This is a genomic window from Ruminococcoides intestinale (assembly GCF_040095935.1).
Classification (GTDB): domain Bacteria; phylum Bacillota; class Clostridia; order Oscillospirales; family Acutalibacteraceae; genus Ruminococcoides; species Ruminococcoides intestinale.
This window is the reverse complement of record NZ_JBBMFQ010000006.1, coordinates 63,419-84,117: the sequence shown is the minus strand read 5'-3', so window position 1 is coordinate 84,117 and position 20,699 is coordinate 63,419. Positions and strand designations below refer to the sequence as shown.

Sequence of the window (20,699 nt, the reverse complement as noted above, 5' to 3'; positions counted from 1 at the left end):
TATTAATGCGAAGCTTATATTTCCCAAGCGGAAGTTTATAAATTGAAATTTAAAAATTGAAAATGTAAAATGGATGTCGGGAAGACAGTTTGCATAATGCAAAACAATGTCTTCCCGACTGATTTTTATTTATATCCAATTGTCATGCCTTATGAGGGTTAAGCCCTATTAATAATACATATAATTCAAGGCATAATAAAGTCCCGAAGTACACACAATACCTCGGGACTTAATTATTATTACTGTGATTATGATTTAAAATCATTCAGTAACAAATTGCTGACCGACTTTTCCGCAATCGTTAAGACCTACAATATACTTTTGAATTGAAGTCGCATCAATAACAGAAATAATACCGTCACTATCAACATCTGCAACTGACTTACTGTCTGCTGTAAATTCTTCAAGACCGACAATGTACTTCTGAATATCGGTAGCATCGATTACGGTAACAGCACCATCAATGTTCACATCGCCGTAAACAAGAGCATTTTTTGTTTCATCCTCAACCGCAAAAGCGCTGAATACGCTTACTGCCATAAGAACAAACAATGTCGCAATACTAATAAGTTTTTTTGCCATACCAAAATCCTCCTTAAAACAGTGCATTTTCAACCAATAATACACCGAAATTGAATTTGATAATCAACATTATATAAACAGCGAATGAGAAAACAAGGATATACTTTTACTTTTCTTTGTTGTTTATAACCGTTCGGTTATCTTATAAAATATTCTATCACAAAGACTCTGTTCTGTCAATAGCAAATAAACAAAAAGATGATAAATTGTTTTATTATAAACAAATATGAGAATTGTATGAAGATAACAATTTAACAAATAACGAATAACAACAATGTGTTTTTATTAGATTAATATCTTCTATACATACAATAAGGTTCACATCACACTAATTTATGCATCACAAACGCAATAGCAATACTGAATTTTGCCACTGTTATAACCATTTAGTTATCATACGAAAATTTCGTTGCAAAGAATGTTATTCTGTCAGTATAAATAAATAAATAAAAAGGGTGATACAATGCCTTATTATAAAAGGATAAGGGAGTTGCGTGAGGATCACGATATGACGCAGAATGATGTTGCAGAATATCTCGGCATGAAACAGCCGCAGTACTTTAGGTATGAAAACGGAAACCGTGACGTGCCGACTGAGGTGCTTATTTCTCTTGCAAAATTGTACAAAGTTTCAACCGACTACATCCTTGAGTTGAAACACGATACAAATTAGTTTTTTTCTCTGCATATAATTTAAAATTCTGCAAAAAATAAAACCACCTCACAGAAAGGTGGTTTTATTTTAATTAAAACTACTTAAAGTCGCACCGATTTTACAATCGGCACGATTGGCGAACACTGTTTGCCGCTACACCAAATTGTATAAATGGGATATAGCCCTGAGATATGTTAAACCTCAGGGCTTTGTTGTATTAAAAATATGTATCAATTAGTTTTAATTACCTTTTAATGAATTTATTGCTTCAACCATACGATCAGTTTGACGATCACCCTGCACTCTATTGTTGGTGTCATCTAATCTACTTCCGATAATATGATTGATCATTGAAGCAGCCTGTTCGGCTTTTGACTTTTCAAAAATTAAAATTGATGCTGATTTAATTTCTCCGGATGTAGTTCTGATAGTTAAAACTGTTTGGAATGAATTTATAACCATCGCCGCTCCTATAAGAAGAAGTATGAATCCAATTAAAAAATTAGTTCCGAAAAGGACAATGCCTATTATTGCAACAATAATTCCAATTAAAAAATCCTTAAATAAAAGCTTGAAATCTGTGCTTACAGAAGAAATTTGCGTAACAGGTATTTTGTCATTTTTCCTTCCTAGCGGTATCAATGTAAGAATAGTATTTGGTACTTTGAGGGTCAAAAAATTCTGCTCTGTCGAAATCTCACCTTTCAAGTAAAAAGTCAAAAGTGATGTCATAAATTCAATTTTCTGCATATGTTTCTCTCCTTATAAATATATTATTAATTTTTATGCAAATGTTTTCGCAACTACGCAGTTGAGTATATAAGTATTTACTTATATAAAATTGCACTAATATTGATACCGTATTTTATTTGCAATCAATTCAATACCAATCTGTTGTATAAAGCCATCTGCATTATAACCGTTTGGTTATTACAGAATAATTTTATCACAAAGAATGTTATTTTGTCAATAGCAAATAAATAAAAAGGGTGATAAAATGCCTTATTATAAAAGGATAAGAGAGTTGCGTGAGGATCACGATATGACGCAGAATGATGTTGCAGAATATCTCGGCATGAAACAGCCGCAGTACTTTAGGTATGAAAACGGAAACCGTGACGTGCCGACCGAGGTGCTTATTTCTCTTGCAAAATTGTACAAAGTTTCAACCGACTACATCCTTGAGTTGAAACACGATACAAATTAGTTTTTTTCTCTGCATATAATTTAAAATTCTGCAAAAAATAAAACCACCTCACAGAAAGGTGGTTTTTATTTTGAGTTTTTACGATGTTAATCATAACGAGGGACAGCACGAAAAATATCCGATTGAGTTGCCCTCACGGAACAGCAAAAAGGAAATTTCCCCTATTGTTGATGTTACGGAACACGAGGTTTATCCGCTTGAGTTTGCAAACTGTCACAGGACAAAGCCTCATTTTGACACAAACGGTGACATCACCGAGATTGTGACTACCGAAACAGAAGCTGAAACGGAAGAGCGAACCACTCACGAACAGCATAAGTAGGGACATACAAAAGTCTTGTGTCGGAGCTTACTGCTCCGACATTTCCTTTTATGCCGAGTTGCGAACAGATTATCCTCGCTCTGAGCTGATGAAAACCGTCCGTCACAATCGTAATATCGGTATTAAGGTTGTTGTCCTCAATAATTTTCATTGAATTTCTTATATTCTCGGTTGTGTTGGTTGACTTGTCCTCCATATAAAGTCTTGAAGAATCAATTTTCGACTCCGTCAGCACATTGTACATGCATTGTGCCTCACTCATAATCTCGTCACTGCCCTGTCCTCCGCTGAGAACGGCATTTGCGTTCGGAGAATCGTCAAGATATGATTTTGCGGCGTCAATTCTGCCACGCAAAATTACCGACGGTCCCCACGGCTTAACCTGAGCACCGAGGACAATTGCAGTTGAGTTTTCGGGCGGAGCCTGACAGGTTGCCCACACCATTGCAGAGGTGACAATCGCACCGTAAACGGCAAAAACGATAAAACCGATATTAACTACACGAAAAACTATTTTAGTAAACAAATGCTTAAAGCAAAATGCCTTTATTGCGCCGTGAACTGGCGGAATTAACACGCACAACAGCCACAGACACAAAAAAGTTCCTGCAATATTGCCCGGGTTGATAATTCCGTGAGTCATAGGGATTACGAAAAATCCGAGAAACACAACTGCCACGGCAATGCCGATTATGCGTAAAATTAACATCACCATTTTCAAAATATCACCCGACCTGTTAAATTTCTTTCATCTTGTCAAACTCATTGTACATATTTTCAAGTGTTGACAAGCGGTCAATAAACGGAGTGTCAACAGCACCCTCAAAGCACGATTCTTTCTTGCTTTTGAGAACCTCCATTGCAGATTTGTCGGGATTGTTGATTGTTCCGGCACCTGCAACACAACCGCCCGGGCAAGCCATACCCTCAAGCAGATAGCCGTTGTACTTGCCGGCCTTTGCCATACGCAAAAGCTTTACGCACTCGTCAAGTCCCTGTGCATTGGCAACCTTGACCTCTCTTTCGGGATCAAGCTTGTGGATTGCATTGACAACAGCCTTTGCAACACCGCCGCTTACGGCAAAGCCTCTGCCGTCTGCGCTTGAGAACGAAAGCGGTTTTTCGTCAACCTCAACAGCGTTAAAATCAACCTCTTTTGCGGCAAACATTCCTGCAACTTCTTCAAAAGTCAGCACAAAGTCGATATCACTTCGGATACTTCTGCGGCTTGCCTCAAGCTTTTTAGCGGCACATGGTCCGATAAACACAACCCTGCAATCGGGATAATGCTGTTTTGTAAGTCTGCCAGTGAGAACCATAGGAGTGAGTGCCATTGAAATGTACGGAGCAATGTCGGGGAAAGTTTTCTTCGCCATAACGCTCCATGACGGGCAACAGGAAGTCGCCATGAACGGTTGTTTTTCGGGAACCTCTTCCATAAAATCCTTTGCTTCTTCAACCGTACAAAGGTCGGCACCAACCGCAACCTCGACAACATCGGTAAAGCCGAGAGCCTTAAAGGCATTTCTGATTTTATTTGACGGAAGTCCCTTGAACTGACCTGCAATTGCAGGTGCAACTGCGGCATAAACAGGTGTGCCGCTGTTGATTGCCATAATAGTCTGGAAAATCTGACTTTTGTCAACAATTGCGCTGAACGGACAGCTTACAAGGCACATTCCGCATGAAACGCACTTGTTATAGTCAATATCTGCTCTTCCATGCTCATCGCTGTGGATAGCTTTCATACCGCATGCGGCGGCACACGGACGCTCCTGCTTTATGATTGCATTGTACGGGCACGCACCCTGACATTTTCCGCATTTGATGCATTTTTCATCGTCAATATGCGATTTTCCATGTACAATCGAGATTGCTCCCTTCGGGCAAACCTCTGTACACGGGTGTTCAAGACAGCCCTGACAGCCGTCTGTCACAACCACTCTTTTTTCGGCACACTTATGACAGGCGAATTTTATAATATTGATTAACGGCGGATCGTAAACCTTTTCGTCAATCATACTTTCTTCAACACCTGTTGAAATAGGCGCTTGTTTTGAAACGGGCAAAAGCGGAAGTCCCATTGCAAGGCGAAGTCTTTCGCCGACAATGGCTCTTTCGAGAAATATACTTTCACGGTATGTTGAAATTTCACCCGGGATAATTTCATACGGAAGATTTTCAAATTTTGAATAATCTCCGCCCTCGTATGCAAACCTTGCAACCTCGGTGAAAATTTGATTACGGATTTTTGTCTTTGACGAATACAGTCCTCTCAAGGCACTCATCCTTTCACTGTGTGTATTTTATTTTCTATTCAATCATTCACTAAATTTAAATCGCAGCAACGCTCTGCCTTGCTTGCAATCTTGTACATAGGAGCGTTAGCTCCTCAGAGGTTCAATGGAACATTGAATCTCTGAATTGCAACATAATGTTGCAATTCGTACTTAGATTATACACTACACTACCCTTGTTTTCAACAGATACAGGCTTATTTTGCAAAAAATTTGCGATATTATTTACATAATATCAAACTTTATTCCGAGCGATTTTGTCACATTTATTGACTTTAAGTGAATATTGTTATAAAATGGTGTCATACTATCAAAAATTACGAGGTACAAACCTATGAAATGTCCTAATTGCGGTTTTGAAACCGAGTCTGCGTTTTGTCAGATGTGCGGAACGAAAATTTCCGAAGCTTTAAATACACCGAATAATGAAACAACCGAAACTGAGTACACCTCGCCTTTGCCGCAGACAGGCTTTGAACAGGCGGAGGGTTTTGCACCGCAGTTTCAAAATGAAATGCCCGAACTTGAAATAAATCAGCCACCTATTCCCTACATTCCGCCGGCAGAACAGCCGATTGATAAAAAGAAAGCTTTTAAAATCGTAAAAATTGTTGCCGCCTGTGTGATTGGTGCGGTCATTATTGCAGGCATTGCAATCAATGTAACTGCGGCGGTATCGGGCAACAGCAAGTCAATTTTCGGCAACAACTCCATTAGTGACTGGGTGAATCGTCCTGAAATGCACGACGGAGATTACAGCACATATAATTAAAAAATAAAACGGTAGGAAAGGCATTGCAGTTTTGCAAATTGTCTTTCCTGCCGTTTTTATGTTTAGGTTTAAAATAAATTATTCGGGTCTGCCGATTTTACGGAAACGCTCATAGCGTGCATTCAAAAGCTCTTCGTCATCAAGGGCAAGGTTCTTTTCAAAAGTTCTCTTAATGAGCATTTTAAGGCTTTCAAACATAGCATGATCGCCTGCCTTTGGCTGACGGATGATTCTCTCGATTACACCGAGGTCAAACAAATCCTGTGCGGTAAGCCTGAGAGCCTCTGCCGCATCAGCCGCCTTTGAGCTGTCTTTCCAGAGAATTGACGCACAACCCTCGGGAGAAATTACCGAATAAACAGAATTTTCAAGCATCCATACTTCATCGGAAACTGCAAGTGCAAGCGCACCGCCGCTGCCGCCCTCACCGATAAGAACGGTAAGTACGGGAGTTTTGAGAGTCATCATTTCCATGAGGTTTTCGGCAATAGCCTGTCCCTGACCTCTTTCCTCCGCACCGATTCCGGGGTATGCACCGCTTGTATCAACAAGGCAAAGAACAGGTCTTCTGAACTTTTCAGCCTGTTTCATAAGTCTTAAAGCCTTGCGGTAGCCCTCGGGATGAGCCTGACCGAAGTTGCGTTCAACACGCTCTTTTGTATTTCTGCCCTTTTCAATTCCGATTACAGTAACAGGAGTGTCAAAGAGCATTGCGAGTCCTGCAACAACTGCTTTATCATCGGCATATCTGCGGTCACCGTGAAGCTCAATGAAGCTGTCACCGAACATATGGGCAATATAGTCAACCGAGGTCAGCTTGTTAGCATCTCTCGCCGCCATAACCCTTTCGTAAGCTGTCATTTTTAAGCCTCCTCACCGCTGTAACCGTGCAATTTAAGCAGTTTTACAAGTGTAGATTTCAAATCATTTCTGCTGACAACCGAATCGATAAAGCCCTTCTGAAGAACAAATTCCGAGGTTTGGAAGTCCTTGGGGAGCTTTTGACGGATTGTCTGCTCGATTACTCTCGGACCTGCAAAGGCAACAAGGCAATCGGGCTCGGCAAGAATAATGTCGCCCTCCATTGCAAACGATGCCGTAACACCGCCTGTTGTCGGGTCTGTAAGCACGGTGATGTAGAGATTACCTGCGTCGCTGTGTCTTTTTACCGCACCAGAAGTTTTTGCCATTTGCATAAGCGAGAGAATGCCCTCCTGCATTCTTGCACCGCCTGCGGCAGTACAAACAACAATCGGCATTGCATTTTCGGTTGCATATTCAAACGCACGGGTGATTTTTTCGCCCGTTACAACGCCCATACTTCCCATCATAAAGGTCGGATCCATAACGCAGAGAACGGCATCAATGCCGTTCATCTTACATTCGCCGCAGATAACAGACTCCTTAGCACCTGTTTTTCTCGCCTTTTCAAGCTTTTCGTCATATCCCGGAAAATCAAGAATATTATGGCTTGAAAGGTCTGCGTCAAACTCAACAAAGGTATCCTTGTCGGCAAGCATTTCAACTCTGTCTCGTCCGTTCATTCTGAAATGGTGGTTGCACTTTGTGCAGACATGAAGATTTTCCTCCATATCAGTCGTAAGGAGCATAGTGTTGCATTTGGGGCATTTTATCCACATTTCTTCGGGAACGAAGGGTACATTTTTGCTCTCGCCCTCATCGGACTCAAGCTCATTCTTCGGTTTTCTGAAAGCAAACAAATCCATATCTTTTACTTCTTCCTGTCGGCGTGTTTCTCTTCAAACTCTGCCATAAAATCTGTTGTATATTCACCGCTCACAAACTGTTCGTCCGAGAGAATCTCGGCAAGAAGGTCACGGTTAATGTCAATTCCGTCAATGGTAAGCTCGGAAAGAGCCATTTTCATCTTTCTGATCGCCTCGGCACGGCTTCTTGCCTGAACAATCAGCTTGCCGATCATCGAATCATAGTACGGAGGAACAAAATAGTCCTGATAAATCGCCGTATCAAATCTTACAAATGCACCGCCCGGGGTGTGAAGTCTTGTAATTCTTCCGCAGCTCGGTCTGAATCCCTTTTCCGGATTTTCGGCATTGATTCGGCATTCAATTACATTGCCGTGTGTGAAGATGCTGTCCTGAGTGCGGGAAAGCTTTGCACCTGCGGCAATTCTTATCTGCCACTGAACAATATCAAGTCCTGTTACCATTTCCGTAACACCGTGTTCAACCTGCAGACGGGTGTTCATTTCCATAAAGTAGAAGTTGTTGTCCATATCAAGCAAAAATTCAACTGTGCCTGCATTGACATAGTTGACTGCCTTTGCCGCCTTAACAGCCGCAATCATCATCTCTTTACGGGTTTTCTCATCAAGAGCGGGGCTTGGACTTTCTTCAATCATCTTTTGGTTCTTTCTCTGAACAGAGCATTCACGCTCACCCAGACAAACGATATTGCCGTATTTATCACACAAGAGCTGCATTTCAATATGTTTTACAGGGTGAATGAATTTTTCTATGTAGCAGGCACCGTCACCGAATGCTGACTGAGCCTCGCTTGAAGCTGACAAAAATGCCTCTTCAAACTGCTCCATTGAATCAACACGGCGAATACCCTTTCCGCCGCCGCCCGAACGAGCCTTGATGAGAAGCGGAAAACCGATTTTTTCAGCTTCCTCTTTTGCCTGTTCAACGCTTTCAACAATATCGCAGCCGGGGGTTACGGGAACACCTGCGGCACGCATAGTCTTTCTTGCGTTGTCCTTGTCGCCCAAAAGCTTTATCATTTCGGATGAAGGACCGATAAAGTTGATGTTGCACTGTTCACAGAGCGAAACAAACTTGGCATTTTCGGACAAGAGTCCGTAGCCGGGATGAATAGCCTGAGCACCGCTTTCAACGGCAACGGTGAGAATTGCAGGCATATTGAGGTAGCTGTCGGCAACACGGTTACCGCCTACGCAGTAGCTTTCATCGGCAAGCTGAACATGCAGGGAATCCTTGTCTGCCTCAGAATAAATTGCTACTGTGCTGATGCCCATTTCACGGCAGGCACGGATAATTCTTACTGCAATTTCGCCTCGGTTGGCAATCAGAATTTTTGAGAACATTTTTTCACTTCCAGTTATTTATCGCATTACGGCTGTCTGCACCCAAAACGGCACAGACAGCCTTTAAAATCACTTATTTTCAACAAGTGCAAACGAAAGCTCGGCACTTACACAGAGCTTGCCGTCAACATAACCCTTTGCGTCAATAAAGTAGAATGCACCTCTGCTCTTTGTGAGTGTGCAGACACTTTCAAGAGTGTCGCCCGGTTTCACGGGATTTCTGAACTTAACATTGTTCATCTTTGTAAAGTAAGGTGTGCAGTTCTTAACCTTGTCTGCAAGAAGGCAACAGCTTGCCTGTCCCATCATTTCGCAGAGAATAACACCCGGAACAACGGGGTTACCGGGGAAATGTCCCTGTAAAAAGAACTCGTCACCTTTTATTGTATATCTGCCCTTTGCTGTGTTTTCGTCAACGCTTTCAGCCTCTTCAACAAGAAGCATATTGTCACGGTGCGGCAAAATCTTTTTAATTTCTTCCTGATTCATACTGTCCTCCGATTATTTAACCTTGAATAACGGCTGACCGTATTCAACAAGATCTCCGTCCTTAACAAGAACTTCAACGATTTCATAGTCGTCCTCAGCCTGAATTTCGTTCATACACTTCATAGCCTCGATAATGCAAACGGTTGAGCCCTTGCTTACTTTCTTTCCGACAGGAGCAAAAGGAGCCTTGCCCGGTGCCGATGCGGCATAGAATACGCCGACAATCGGAGCGTTTACAGTCTTGGCGTCTTCCTCGGGAGCGGCAGACTGAGCCGCAGGAGCCTGTGGCTGAACAGGCGCAGGAGCAGGAACATCTGTTGCAGTCGGCTGATATGCACCGATTGGAGATGCATTAAAAATCTGCTGTGCCGGATGTTCTTTTTCAAGATGAATCTTTGTACCGTCCTCTTTTTCAATTTCAAGAACGCTCAAAGAAGAATTTTCAAGAAGGGAAATATATTCCTTGATTTCTTCAATTTTATTCATAGTAATTCCCTCGCTTAATATTTTTTAAATACAAGACAAGCGTCATGTCCGCCAAAGCCGAGGTTGGTTGAAGCGGCAACATTTACATCACGCTTAACTGCTTTGTTAGGTGTATAGTTAAGGTCAAGACCTTCATCGGGTTCGTCAAGGTTGATTGTCGGCGGAATAACACCGTCATTGAGAGCCATAACAGAAGCGATAGCCTCAATTGCGCCTGTTGCACCGAGGAGATGACCTGTCATTGATTTTGTTGAGCTGATATTTGCATCATAAGCCTTTTCACCGAGAGCCGTCTTGATAGCCATTGTTTCGGTAAGGTCGTTAAGATGTGTGCTTGTGCCGTGAGCATTGATGTAAAGCTGTGCGTCATCGGCAACATTTGCCTCCTCAAAAGCAATCTTAATTGCTCTTGCAAGACCTGCACCGTTAGGATCGGGAGCTGTAACATGATGTGCATCACAAGTATTGCCGTAGCCTGAAAGCTCTGCATAAATCTTAGCACCTCTTGCAACTGCGTGCTCATACTCTTCAAGAAGGAGCATGCCTGCGCCCTCGCCCATGATGAAACCGTCACGGTTTTTGTCGAACGGACGGGATGCGTGCTTTGGATCATCGTTTGTTGAAAGAGCTTTCATATTCTGGAAACCTGCAATTGTGAGAGGAGCAACAACTGCCTCTGCACCGCCTGCGATGATAGCGTCAGCGTAACCGTCCTTGATGCAGTGGAAAGCCTCACCGATTGAGTTTGTACCTGTTGCACAGGCACTCATAACCGAAAGAGACACACCTTTTGCATTAAAACGGATTGCAACATTGCCTGTTGCAATATTACCGATCATCATCGGAATGAAGAAAGGAGAAACCTTTCTCGGGCCTCCGTTTTCCATGCCCACTGTATTCTTAACAAAGGTCTGCAAACCGCCGATACCTGCGCCGATATAAACACCGAAACGGTTCTCGTCAATCTTGCCTATGATACCGCTGTCGTCAACAGCCTGCTGTGCCGCTGCGATTGCGTACTGTGTATATGGATCAAGCTTTCTTACTTCTTTTTTCTCAATATACTGTGTGGGATCAAAATCCTTGACTGTACCTGCGATGTGAACCTTGAGGTCACTTGTATCGAAAGCTGTGATTGTTTCGATACCGCAAACGCCGTCAACCATATTTTTCCACATTGTAGGCACATCGTTACCGATCGGTGAAATTGCGCCCATACCTGTTACAACTACTCTTCTGCTCATTATATCCTCCAAATCAATTACATTGCAAGTCCGCCGTCAACTCTGATAACCTCGCCTGTTACATAAGCGGCATCGTCAGAGCAGAGGAAAGCTACTACATCTGCAACATCATCGGGAGTACCGATACGCTTTGCAGGAATCTGTGCTTTCATTGCGTCCTTTACCTTATCGGGAAGTACACTTGTCATATCTGTTGCAATGTAACCCGGAGCAACTGCATTAGCCGTAACGCCTCTGCCTGCAAGTTCCTTTGCAACCGACTTTGTAAGACCGATAATACCGGCCTTTGACGCAGAATAGTTAGCCTGACCTGCGTTGCCGGTAAGACCGACAATTGACGCTGTGCTGCAGATTCTGCCGTAACGCTTTTTCATAAAGTGCTTGTATGTATGCTTAATCATGTTGAATGTACCCTTGAGGTTTACATTGATTACAGCGTCAAAATCTTTTTCGTCCATATTTAAAACGAGCTTATCTCTTGTGATGCCTGCGTTGTTTACAAGAATTTCGATACTGCCGAATTCCTCGATAACCTTATCGACAACCTTCTTTGATTCTTCAAAATTTGAAACATCGCAGAAATACTGCTCAACCTTTGTGCCGTACTGTGAAAGCTCTTCCTTAGCCTTAATGCCCTCGTTTTCGTCACCTACATAGAGAATTGCGATGTTAGCACCCTCTTTTGCAAGCTTCGTTGCGATTGCAAGACCGATACCTCTTGAGCCGCCTGTTACTACGGCTGTTTTATTTTCAAATCTCATTATATTATACCTCCGAACAGTATCAAAGTTCAAGTGCGTCAATATCAGCCGCAGTTTCAACCTTGAATGCCTTTACATCTCCGTTGATTCTCTTTACAAGGCCTGTGAGAGTTTTGCCCACACCAACCTCGATAAAGGTGTCAACGCCGTCATTAATCATATTTTCAACAATAGTCTGCCATTTTACGGGATTCTCAACCTGTGCCTTAACAAGCGTTTTGAAATCACCCGAATACGGCTGAGCCGTGTAATCGGAATAAATCTGAACCTTTGGCTGAGCAAAGTCAACATTTTCCATATACTTTCCGAGTTCCTCTGCGGCATCAGCCATAAAGGGAGAATGGAACGCACCGCTTACTGCAAGAAGTTTTGCCCTTCCGCCCTCTGCTTTAACTGCCTCGCAGAAAGCGTCGGCATTTTCACTTGTTGTTGCAACAACAGTCTGAGCCGGTGAGTTGTAGTTTACGGGATATGTTTTGTCAAACCTTGAGCAGATTTCTTCAACCTTTTCGGGAGTAAGCTTTAACACGGCAGCCATTGCACCGGGATTTTCCGTTGCGGCTTTGTCCATAAGCTCGCCTCTTTTGCAAACGAGTCTGAAAGCCTCTTCATCGGAAAGGATTCCCGAAAAAGCAAGTGCAGAAATCTCACCGAGTGAAAAGCCTGCTACGCAGTCGGGAGTGATACCCTTTTCAACAAGAGCTCTTGCGGCCGCAAGGTCGGCAGTAAAAATACACGGCTGTGTATTTACTGTCTTTGAAAGCTCCTCCATTGTACCCTCAAAGCACTGCTTTGAAGTGTTTTCTCTTATAGAATCAGCCATTTCGTAAACAGCCTTTGCGGCAGGCGAATTATCGTAAAGATCCTTGCCCATACCGCTGTACTGTGCGCCCTGACCTGAAAAAATAAATGCTATTTTACCCATTTTGTTGCTCCGTTCAATACTTCTTCTGCCTGTGAGAACATCTCTTCAATCATTTCTCTTGCCGGCTGTTCCTTTTTAACCATACTTGCAACCTGTCCTGCAAGAACGGTACCCTGAGAAACATCGCCCTCTCTCACGGCTCTTCTGAGTCTGCCGAGTCCCATATTTTCAAGCTCCTCATCGGAAACATTAGCCGAATCGTACTCAGCCTTTGTATATTCACGGGTAAACGAGTTACGGATTGAACGAACAGGATGACCGAGTCTTTTACCTGTTACAACCGTGTCAATATCTCTTGCTTTGAGAATTTTGTTCTTATATTCCTGAGAGATAGTACATTCCTTTGCAACGAGAAATCTTGTGCCGACCTGAACGCCCTGAGCGCCGAGCATAAATGCTGCGGCAATCTGTCTGCCGTCTGCAATACCGCCTGCGGCAATTACAGGTATATTTACTGCATCAACAACCTGAGGAACAAGAGCCATTGTTGTGAGATCACCGACATGACCGCCTGACTCGCCGCCCTCTGCGATAACGGCAAAAGCACCGTCTTTTTCCATTTTCCTTGCAAGTGCAACGCTAGGAACAACAGGAATAACCTTGATGCCTGCCTCAAGCCACTTTGCCATGTACTTGCCGGGGTTGCCTGCACCTGTTGTGATGACCTTGATGCCCTCTTCAACTACAACATCGCTTACTTCCTCTGCAAACGGACTCATAAGCATGATGTTTACGCCGAAAATTTTATCGGTCATTGTTTTGCACTTTCTGATTTCCTCACGGAGCTGTTCGCCGTTGGAATTCATAGCTGCAATAATGCCGAGACCGCCTGCGTTTGAAACACCTGCGGCAAGCGATGCATCAGCCACCCAAGCCATGCCTCCCTGAAAAATAGGGAACTCAAGACCGAGCGACTGGTCAATGACAGTAGAAATCATATGTAATATCTCCTTTTCTGCATTTTTACTTGATTTTCAGAAACAGAAAATTTGCAAGATTTCATTATTTTGAAAAATTTACGGCAAATTCTGCACCTGATTCCATACTTTATGGCATATCAGTCTGATTTTACTCCAAAAGCACAGAAAAGTCAATATAAAAGCACAGAAAAGTCAATATATATGAAGAATTATCTTACCATTAAGCCTTTAACTGCAATAGTCCTCAAGAGCCCTCATAAGGTTTTCTTTCCCCTTTATTTCAATTCCTTTTTCAAGGTAAAGTGCGTCGCCTTTCGGAAGATTTGATACTCTGCAGTCGGTTGTCAGATACGCTTTGTCCTCGCCTTTTTTGTACACTACAATGTACCCTTTTTCAGCTTTTATGATGTAGTCGCCTTCCGTTGTACCGTTATTCTGCGACGACGAATAATTGCTTGTTGCAGAGGTGTTTTCCGCAGAATTCACGGGAGCAAAAAGCGAACTTATCATCATACACGCAATCAGAATCACACCTGTTAATCCAACTATTTTTTTCATATTACAGCACTCTTTCCGTCAGTTTTTACTTTTATTTTTTCCCGAACCAACGGTTATATTCATCATTTTTATAAAATTCCAACCAAAAGACCGCCTTAATTCTGCATATTTTTTAAGAGAAATTTGCATTAATATATTTATTTTTTTCTTTTCAGGTGATATAATAATCAAATGAGTATTCCTGCTTGTAATTTTGAATATATATGTTATTATATAATTTATGTATTACAGCCGGCGCACTGCGTTTGTGCAAATCACTCAGACAAATTACAAACCGACAGTTGTTCGTTTAACCGTAAATTGTGAATTGATAAAGGAGATAATATGCGAAACAAGCGTGAAACTGACATCAGTCAGTATAAGAAGGATATTCAGCAAAATGAATTATCCGAAAAAGCTGACGGAGGTGTAAAAAGATTTTTCAGGGGTTTTGGCAAGTTCCTGATTACCGTTTGTTCGGTATGCCTGGTTGCTCTGCTTATTACGGGCATTTCACTTGCTGTCTACATTTTCACCATTGCGTCCGAGCCTACGGGCATCGACCTCAAGGCAAAGTCTATGAACCAGACAAGCCGAATATATATTCAGAATGAGGATACAAAGGAATTTAAGGAGTATCAGAAACTATACGATACCGAGAACAGAATCTGGGTTGACAATCAGGATATTCCTCAGGCAATGAAAGATGCGGTTGTCGCAATTGAGGACAAGCGTTTCTTTGACCACAACGGTGTTGACTGGGGCAGAACACTTTCCGCCGTTGCAAATCTTGCAACCGGTTCGGACTCATACGGCGGTTCAACAATCACCCAGCAGCTCATTAAGAACATTACAGATGACAACGAGGTTTCAATTACAAGAAAGCTTCGTGAAATCACAAAGGCACTAAAGCTTGAGCAGGAATATACAAAGGATCAAATTCTTGAAGCCTACCTCAATGTTGTAAACTTCGGCAATAACTGTCAGGGTGTTGAATCTGCGGCTCAGCTTTACTTCGGCAAGAGCATAAAGGACTGTTCAATTGCGGAATGTGCGGCAATTGCGGGAATTACACAAAACCCGTCAAGATGGAATCCGCTTGTTTTCCCTGAAAACAACAAGGAGCGCCGTGAAATCGTTCTCAATGAAATGTATGATCAGAAAAAAATTTCTAAAGACGAATTTGATGCGGCTATGAAAGAAAGTGCCACAATGACATTTGTCGGCTGGCAGGCGTCCGATGACGATGACGACGATGACGAGGCAGATGTTCAGAACTGGTATATTGATCAGCTCTTTCGTGATCTTCAAAAGGACATTGCAGAATATTACAACATAAGCGAAACTGCGGCATCTTTAAAGCTTTACACAGAGGGACTTAAAATCTACTGTGCAATGGACGAAAAAGCTCAGACCTACCTTGAAAATGCGGCACTTAATATTGATAAATCAAATGATTCCGACCTTCAGATTGCGTCAACAATTATGGGATATGACGGCAGAGTAATTGCAACAGTCGGTTCTTCAACAAAGAAAGAAGGCGCTCTCGGCTGGGACAGATCCTACAACTCCGTACTTCAGCCGGGTTCTTCAATCAAGCCTGTTGTTGTTTACCCTTATGCAATCGAATCAAAGAAGCTTTATTTCTCATCAATGGTTCTTGATGAACCGCTTGACAACTATCGTACAAATGAAAGCGGTCAGCTTGTTTCGGGTCCTAACAACGCATACGGCTACTACAACGGCAATATGAGTCTTCCCGATGCAATCGAGTGGTCATCAAACGCAACAGCCGCTCAGACCATGGAGCTTATCGGCGGTCCGAGCGTTGCATATCAGCAGGTTGTTACAAAAATGGGATTCAAGAATCTTACGGAACAGGATGCACAGAATACGGGTGCTCTTTCAATCGGCGGTATGAACGGCGGTGTTACAGTAAGAGAAATGGCGGCTGCTTACACATATCTCGGCAACGGCGGTCTTTACTACGAACCGTACACATACTACTATGTAACCGACTCAGAGGACAACATAATCATTGATAACCGTGACGCAGTTCCGAAACAGGCTTATTCAGCCGAAACAGCAGGAATCATGAACAGACTGCTTCACTACAATGTTACAAACAGTGCTCACACAAACGCACATTACGCTCAGATTTCAGGCTGGGACATTATCGGCAAAACAGGTACAACCGATGACGATAAGGATTCATGGTTCTGCGGATGTTCGCCATATGCCGTAATGGCTACATGGTGCGGTTTTGATAAACCTAAAACCATTTCCTACAGTGGAAGAACAACGGCAACAAAATTCTTTGCAAATGTTATGGGCAAGTACCTTAAAGGCAAAGAAAACAAGGAATATAAGATATCCGATAACCTGATTGAGGCAACATATAATCCTACAACGGGACTTATTGTTTCAACAGATAATATTTCGGGACGGTATGTGGGCTACTACACCGAGGACAATATGCCGAGTTCGGGAGGTTCATATTACAGCGGTAACTATGAATACGGCTCAGATGTTTCAGACTCCTCAAGCTACTACAATCCCAATTACGGCGGTGACAACAGCGGTAGCAATTACGGCGGCGACACAAGCAACAGCGGAGGAGATAATTCAGGCGGCGACACCTCAGGCGGAGGAGATAATTCAGGCGGAGAACCTTCAGGCGGAGGAGATAATTCAGGCGGAGAACCTTCAGGCGGAGGGGAATCCTCAGGCGGAGGCGAAAGCTCCGGAGGCGGTGAATCGTCAGGCGGCGGTGAGGAAGCTCCCCCTGCCGCAGAATAAAATAACAGGTTAAAACCAAAAACTCGAAAGGAAAGGTTTTTAGATATGGTTTCAATAGCAATTATGGGTCACGGTGTTGTAGGTTCGGGCGTTGCCGAAATCTTTACAACACACAAACAGAAGCTTTATGCAAGCATCGGTGAAGAGGTTTATGTCAAGAAGATTCTTGACCTTCGTGAATTTCCCGACAGCCCGCTTGCAGACAGATTCACAAAAAACTTTGAAGATATCATCAACGACCTCGAAATAAGAGTTGTTGTTGAAGTTATGGGCGGCCTTAATCCTGCTTATGACTTTGTAAAGAGATGTCTTAAAGCAGGCAAGAGTGTTGTTACTTCAAACAAGGAGCTTGTTGCCGCTCACGGTGCAGAACTCCTTGAAATTTCAAAGGAAACAAACACAAACTTCCTCTTTGAAGCATCGGTAGGCGGCGGTATTCCGATTATCCGCCCGATGAGCCAGTGTCTTGTTGCAAATAATGTTGACGAGATTGCCGGTATTCTTAACGGTACAACAAACTTTATCCTTACCAAGATGATTGAAGACGGTATGCAGTTTGACGATGCGCTCAAGCTTGCTCAGGAGCTTGGCTTTGCCGAGAGAAATCCTGCCGCTGATATCGAAGGTCACGACGCTTGCCGTAAGATTTGTATTCTTGCATCTCTTGCATACGGAAAGCATGTTTATCCCGACTCTGTACATACAGAGGGCATTACAAAAATTACACTTGAAGATGTAAGATACGCTGAGGCTTTCCATTGCGTAATTAAACTTATCGGCAGTGTTAAGCGTCTTGCGGACGGCAAGATTGACATTATCGTTGCTCCTATGCTCGTTCCGAACAAGAGCCAGCTTGCTAATATTGACTATGAGTTCAACGGCATTATGGTAAGAGGCGACTGCACAGGCGATGTAGTATTCTACGGCAAGGGTGCAGGCAAGCTTCCTACAGCAAGCGCAGTTGTAGCCGATGTAATCGACTGCTGTAAGCACCTCAAGACAAGAAAGTTCCTTTACTGGGCAGACGGCAACGGCAAAAACATTCTTCCTTGGGAGGAGTCAAGCCGTGCCATGTATGTTCGTGCAAACGGCAGTAATGTTGCAGAAAAGGCAGAAAAATTATTCGGTGAGGTAACAGTAATCAATAAGGCTGACGCACCTGCCGACGAAAAAGCATTTGTTGTCAAGGCTATGCCGTACAACGAATTTGCCGAGAAGATTGCTCAGCTTGAGGCTGACGGTGTTTCGGTACTTTCAAGTATCCGTGTGGCTGATTTATAATTTTATAGAGGGAGTATTAAGTACATGAGTTTGATAGTTCAGAAATTTGGCGGCAGCTCTGTTGCCAATGCCGAAAGAGTAATGAATGTTGCATCAATCGTAACAGACACTTACGCAAAGGGCAATGATGTTGTAGTTGTTGTATCCGCTCAGGGCGACACAACAGACGATCTCATTGAAAAGGCAAACGAAATCAATCCAAAGGCTTCAAAAAGAGAAAAGGATATGCTTCTTGCCGCAGGCGAGCAGATTTCTATTTCACTTCTTGCAATGGCAATCGAAAAGCTCGGTTACCACGCCGTTTCTCTTCTTGGCTGGCAGGCAGGTTTCAATACCACTTCTGCTCACACAAGCGCAAGAATCAGAAAAGTTGAGCCTGACAGAATTAAGAAAGAGCTTGACAAGAAGAACATTGTAATCGTTGCAGGCTTCCAGGGCATTTCAAAATACGGCGATATTACAACACTCGGCAGAGGCGGTTCAGACACAAGTGCCGTAGCTATTGCGGCTGCAATGCACGCTGATCTCTGTCAGATTTTCACCGATGTTGAGGGTGTTTACACAGCTGATCCGAGAAAGGTTAAGAACGCTAAGAAGCTTCAGGAAATCTCTTATGACGAAATGCTTGAGCTTGCTACACTCGGTGCTCAGGTTCTTAACAACCGTTCGGTTGAAATGGCTAAAAAATATAATATCGAGCTTGAAGTGCTTTCAAGTATGACAAAGGCTTCGGGTACAATTGTAAAGGAGAAAACTAAAATGGAAAAAATGTTAATCAGCGGTGTTGCTAAAGATACAGATGTTGCAAGAATTTCTGTTATGGGTGTTCCGAATATCCCCGGTCTTGCTTTTAAGATGTTCTCAAAGCTTTCTGCTAAAGATATCAATGTTGACATTATTCTTCAGTCAATCGGTCATGACGGCAAGAAGGACATCAGCTTTACAGTTGCCAAGAACAGAGGCGAAGAGGCTGTTGCTCTTATGAAAGAATACACAGAGAACCTCGGTGCAGAGGAAATTCTCTATGACGATAAGGTAGCTAAGATTTCAATCGTCGGCGCAGGTATGGAAAGCCACGCAGGCGTTGCTACAAAGATGTTCGAGGCTCTTTATGACGCTCAGGTCAACATCCAGATGATCAGCACAAGCGAAATCAAGGTTTCGGTTCTTATTGATTCAGCAGACGCTGACAAGGCTGTAAGCGCTATCCACAGCAAGTTCTTTGACTAATAGAAGAGCCGAGGTTCGCAGCCCTAAAATAACGACCGGCGAGGACTAAGCCGTGAAAATTACGCAAGTAATTGAAACGGATTAGACGAGTGGAAGTTATTTTAGGAATAGCGGAGAACAACGAGGCTTGACATTAGAAGAGCCGAGGTTCGCAGCCCTAAAACTTTTTTATAATGCAAATGAAAATCCCTGTCCGTTACGGACAGGGATTTTTTTGTATCGGTAAACTTTGTTTTTAACATTATAAAGCTGTCTGTACGAATTGGGTACAGCTATTCACCGTTAAATTTAATGATAGTAATATCCTGAATTGGAAAATTCGTTGAAGATACTGATACCGCAGACTGCAAGAATAATTGAAACAACTACAACAAGCACAACTCCGATAAGAGCCAGGATAAGAGCGGCTCTTGCATAGTTTTTGAGTGACTTCTTTGTTGATGAGCTGAATGCCCAAACAAAGAGCATAATGAGGTTTACAATCGGCAGACAGCTTAAAAGCATAACGCCGATCCAACCGCCTATGCTTACAGGCTGAGTATCCGGAGTACCGTATGGCGGTGCAACGGGCGGTACAGGCTGTGAGTTGTATGTCTGCTGATACTGCGTGTTGTACTGCTGATTATAGCCGTTGTTGTAGCTCTGATATTGATTGCCGTACTTGCTTTGATTTGCGCCGTAATCATTGTTCGGTGAGTTTGTAAACTACTGCTGACCGTATGAAGTTTTGTTAGGCTGCGGTTGCTGATAATAAGTTTGATTTGGCTGACCGTACTGCTGAGAATACGGATTCTGCTGTGGCTGACTGTCGGCAGTCGGCTGTGCGTTATCAACCTCAGGCTGTGCAGCCTGCACATTCTCGTAAGGGTTCTGTGCAGCATCTTCGGTTGAAGCATTTTCAACAGGCTGTGTTTCAGGCTCCGGAGTCTGCTCAACAGGTGTTCCGCAGTAAGTACAGAACATTGCTCCGTTGTCAATTTCGTGATTGCAATTTTTACATACCATATATAATCGCTCCTTGCATAATATTCTATAAATAGTATGCTATCATTTTACACTATTTGCCTTGCAAAATCAACAACATTCCACGCAATAATTCAA

Annotated in this window: 24 protein-coding genes; 7 read left to right on the top strand and 17 right to left on the bottom strand. The window is 43.0% G+C overall.

The genetic code is table 11. The features are described 5' to 3' along the window. Nucleotides 1-261 precede the first annotated feature (261 nt). Nucleotides 262-582, bottom strand: a complete 321-nt coding sequence (locus WMO31_RS09615) for a dockerin type I repeat-containing protein (RefSeq protein WP_298178856.1) — start codon at nucleotides 580-582, stop codon at nucleotides 262-264. A gap of 463 nt (nucleotides 583-1,045) precedes the next feature. On the opposite strand from WMO31_RS09615, the gene WMO31_RS09610 reads away from it, so the two are divergent. Further along, nucleotides 1,046-1,255 carry a helix-turn-helix domain-containing protein gene (locus tag WMO31_RS09610; protein WP_021883545.1) on the top strand — a complete coding sequence of 70 codons (210 nt, stop codon included), beginning with the start codon at nucleotides 1,046-1,048 and terminating at the stop codon, nucleotides 1,253-1,255. Between the two features lie 222 nt (nucleotides 1,256-1,477). On the opposite strand, the gene WMO31_RS09605 is transcribed toward WMO31_RS09610, so the two are convergent. Beyond that, nucleotides 1,478-1,987, bottom strand: a complete 510-nt coding sequence (locus tag WMO31_RS09605; protein ID WP_367999607.1) for a hypothetical protein — start codon at nucleotides 1,985-1,987, stop codon at nucleotides 1,478-1,480. Nucleotides 1,988-2,234: 247 nt separating this feature from the next. On the opposite strand from WMO31_RS09605, the gene WMO31_RS09600 reads away from it, so the two are divergent. Then, nucleotides 2,235-2,444 carry a helix-turn-helix domain-containing protein gene (locus WMO31_RS09600; protein WP_021883545.1) on the top strand — a complete coding sequence of 70 codons (210 nt, stop codon included), beginning with the start codon at nucleotides 2,235-2,237 and terminating at the stop codon, nucleotides 2,442-2,444. A 70-nt stretch (nucleotides 2,445-2,514) separates the two neighbouring features. Beyond that, on the top strand, nucleotides 2,515-2,766 hold the full coding sequence (locus tag WMO31_RS09595) for a hypothetical protein (protein ID WP_046431906.1): 252 nt from the start codon (nucleotides 2,515-2,517) through the stop codon (nucleotides 2,764-2,766). On the opposite strand, the gene WMO31_RS09590 is transcribed toward WMO31_RS09595, so the two are convergent. Together WMO31_RS09590 and WMO31_RS09585 are read right to left on the bottom strand one after the other, a co-directional pair. Beyond that, nucleotides 2,711-3,481 (bottom strand): YdcF family protein, encoded by a 771-nt coding sequence (locus tag WMO31_RS09590; RefSeq protein ID WP_367999606.1) that lies wholly within the window; start codon nucleotides 3,479-3,481, stop codon nucleotides 2,711-2,713. The genes WMO31_RS09595 and WMO31_RS09590 overlap by 56 nt on opposite strands. A gap of 22 nt (nucleotides 3,482-3,503) precedes the next feature. Then, entirely contained in the window at nucleotides 3,504-5,045 is a 1,542-nt protein-coding gene (locus WMO31_RS09585; protein WP_367999605.1) for a 4Fe-4S dicluster domain-containing protein, read from the bottom strand. Between the two features lie 352 nt (nucleotides 5,046-5,397). Here WMO31_RS09585 and WMO31_RS09580 point away from each other — a divergent pair, with 352 nt between their 5' ends. Further along, nucleotides 5,398-5,835, top strand: a complete 438-nt coding sequence (locus tag WMO31_RS09580) for a hypothetical protein (RefSeq protein WP_367999604.1) — start codon at nucleotides 5,398-5,400, stop codon at nucleotides 5,833-5,835. A 78-nt stretch (nucleotides 5,836-5,913) separates the two neighbouring features. Here WMO31_RS09580 and WMO31_RS09575 read toward each other — a convergent pair whose 3' ends face one another. From WMO31_RS09575 to WMO31_RS09525, 11 genes are all read right to left on the bottom strand, one after another. Beyond that, nucleotides 5,914-6,696 carry an acetyl-CoA carboxylase carboxyltransferase subunit alpha gene (locus tag WMO31_RS09575; protein WP_367999603.1) on the bottom strand — a complete coding sequence of 261 codons (783 nt, stop codon included), beginning with the start codon at nucleotides 6,694-6,696 and terminating at the stop codon, nucleotides 5,914-5,916. A gap of 2 nt (nucleotides 6,697-6,698) precedes the next feature. Then, entirely contained in the window at nucleotides 6,699-7,562 is an 864-nt protein-coding gene (gene accD / locus WMO31_RS09570; protein WP_367999602.1) for an acetyl-CoA carboxylase, carboxyltransferase subunit beta, read from the bottom strand. A 5-nt stretch (nucleotides 7,563-7,567) separates the two neighbouring features. Then, the gene (gene accC, locus WMO31_RS09565) at nucleotides 7,568-8,926 is read right to left on the bottom strand and encodes an acetyl-CoA carboxylase biotin carboxylase subunit (RefSeq protein ID WP_117949824.1); all 1,359 of its coding nucleotides are present in this window, start codon (nucleotides 8,924-8,926) and stop codon (nucleotides 7,568-7,570) included. Nucleotides 8,927-8,995: 69 nt separating this feature from the next. Further along, nucleotides 8,996-9,415: a 3-hydroxyacyl-ACP dehydratase FabZ family protein gene (locus WMO31_RS09560; protein ID WP_015522656.1), complete on the bottom strand. Its 420-nt coding sequence runs from the start codon at nucleotides 9,413-9,415 to the stop codon at nucleotides 8,996-8,998. A 12-nt stretch (nucleotides 9,416-9,427) separates the two neighbouring features. Beyond that, entirely contained in the window at nucleotides 9,428-9,901 is a 474-nt protein-coding gene (gene accB / locus WMO31_RS09555; protein ID WP_021883538.1) for an acetyl-CoA carboxylase biotin carboxyl carrier protein, read from the bottom strand. Between the two features lie 14 nt (nucleotides 9,902-9,915). After that, on the bottom strand, nucleotides 9,916-11,145 hold the full coding sequence (gene fabF, locus WMO31_RS09550) for a beta-ketoacyl-ACP synthase II (protein WP_367999601.1): 1,230 nt from the start codon (nucleotides 11,143-11,145) through the stop codon (nucleotides 9,916-9,918). Between the two features lie 17 nt (nucleotides 11,146-11,162). Next, nucleotides 11,163-11,906, bottom strand: a complete 744-nt coding sequence (gene fabG, locus WMO31_RS09545; protein ID WP_015522653.1) for a 3-oxoacyl-[acyl-carrier-protein] reductase — start codon at nucleotides 11,904-11,906, stop codon at nucleotides 11,163-11,165. A gap of 22 nt (nucleotides 11,907-11,928) precedes the next feature. Continuing rightward, on the bottom strand, nucleotides 11,929-12,831 hold the full coding sequence (fabD, locus tag WMO31_RS09540) for an ACP S-malonyltransferase (RefSeq protein ID WP_367999600.1): 903 nt from the start codon (nucleotides 12,829-12,831) through the stop codon (nucleotides 11,929-11,931). After that, on the bottom strand, nucleotides 12,819-13,769 hold the full coding sequence (gene fabK / locus WMO31_RS09535) for an enoyl-[acyl-carrier-protein] reductase FabK (RefSeq protein WP_021883534.1): 951 nt from the start codon (nucleotides 13,767-13,769) through the stop codon (nucleotides 12,819-12,821). Before fabK ends, fabD begins: the two co-directional genes overlap by 13 nt. Nucleotides 13,770-13,979: 210 nt before the next feature. Beyond that, the gene (locus WMO31_RS09530; RefSeq protein WP_101070763.1) at nucleotides 13,980-14,309 is read right to left on the bottom strand and encodes a hypothetical protein; all 330 of its coding nucleotides are present in this window, start codon (nucleotides 14,307-14,309) and stop codon (nucleotides 13,980-13,982) included. Nucleotides 14,310-14,327: 18 nt separating this feature from the next. Beyond that, nucleotides 14,328-14,480 (bottom strand): hypothetical protein, encoded by a 153-nt coding sequence (locus WMO31_RS09525; protein WP_155130864.1) that lies wholly within the window; start codon nucleotides 14,478-14,480, stop codon nucleotides 14,328-14,330. A 153-nt stretch (nucleotides 14,481-14,633) separates the two neighbouring features. Here WMO31_RS09525 and WMO31_RS09520 point away from each other — a divergent pair, with 153 nt between their 5' ends. Genes WMO31_RS09520 through WMO31_RS09510 form a run of 3 tightly spaced genes read left to right on the top strand, consistent with a single transcriptional unit; the run spans nucleotide 14,634 to nucleotide 19,598 of the window. Then, the gene (locus WMO31_RS09520) at nucleotides 14,634-17,087 is read left to right on the top strand and encodes a transglycosylase domain-containing protein (protein ID WP_367999599.1); all 2,454 of its coding nucleotides are present in this window, start codon (nucleotides 14,634-14,636) and stop codon (nucleotides 17,085-17,087) included. Between the two features lie 45 nt (nucleotides 17,088-17,132). Further along, nucleotides 17,133-18,368, top strand: a complete 1,236-nt coding sequence (locus tag WMO31_RS09515) for a homoserine dehydrogenase (protein WP_021883530.1) — start codon at nucleotides 17,133-17,135, stop codon at nucleotides 18,366-18,368. 24 nt (nucleotides 18,369-18,392) lie between these two features. Next, a complete protein-coding gene (locus WMO31_RS09510; RefSeq protein WP_015522647.1) occupies nucleotides 18,393-19,598 on the top strand; it encodes an aspartate kinase in 1,206 nt (401 codons plus the stop codon). 288 nt (nucleotides 19,599-19,886) lie between these two features. On the opposite strand, the gene WMO31_RS09505 is transcribed toward WMO31_RS09510, so the two are convergent. Next, nucleotides 19,887-20,102, bottom strand: coding sequence for a hypothetical protein (locus WMO31_RS09505; protein ID WP_367999598.1), 216 nt, complete (start codon nucleotides 20,100-20,102; stop codon nucleotides 19,887-19,889). A gap of 201 nt (nucleotides 20,103-20,303) precedes the next feature. Further along, nucleotides 20,304-20,603, bottom strand: coding sequence for a zinc-ribbon domain-containing protein (locus WMO31_RS09500; RefSeq protein WP_367999597.1), 300 nt, complete (start codon nucleotides 20,601-20,603; stop codon nucleotides 20,304-20,306). Nucleotides 20,604-20,699: the final 96 nt, after the last annotated feature.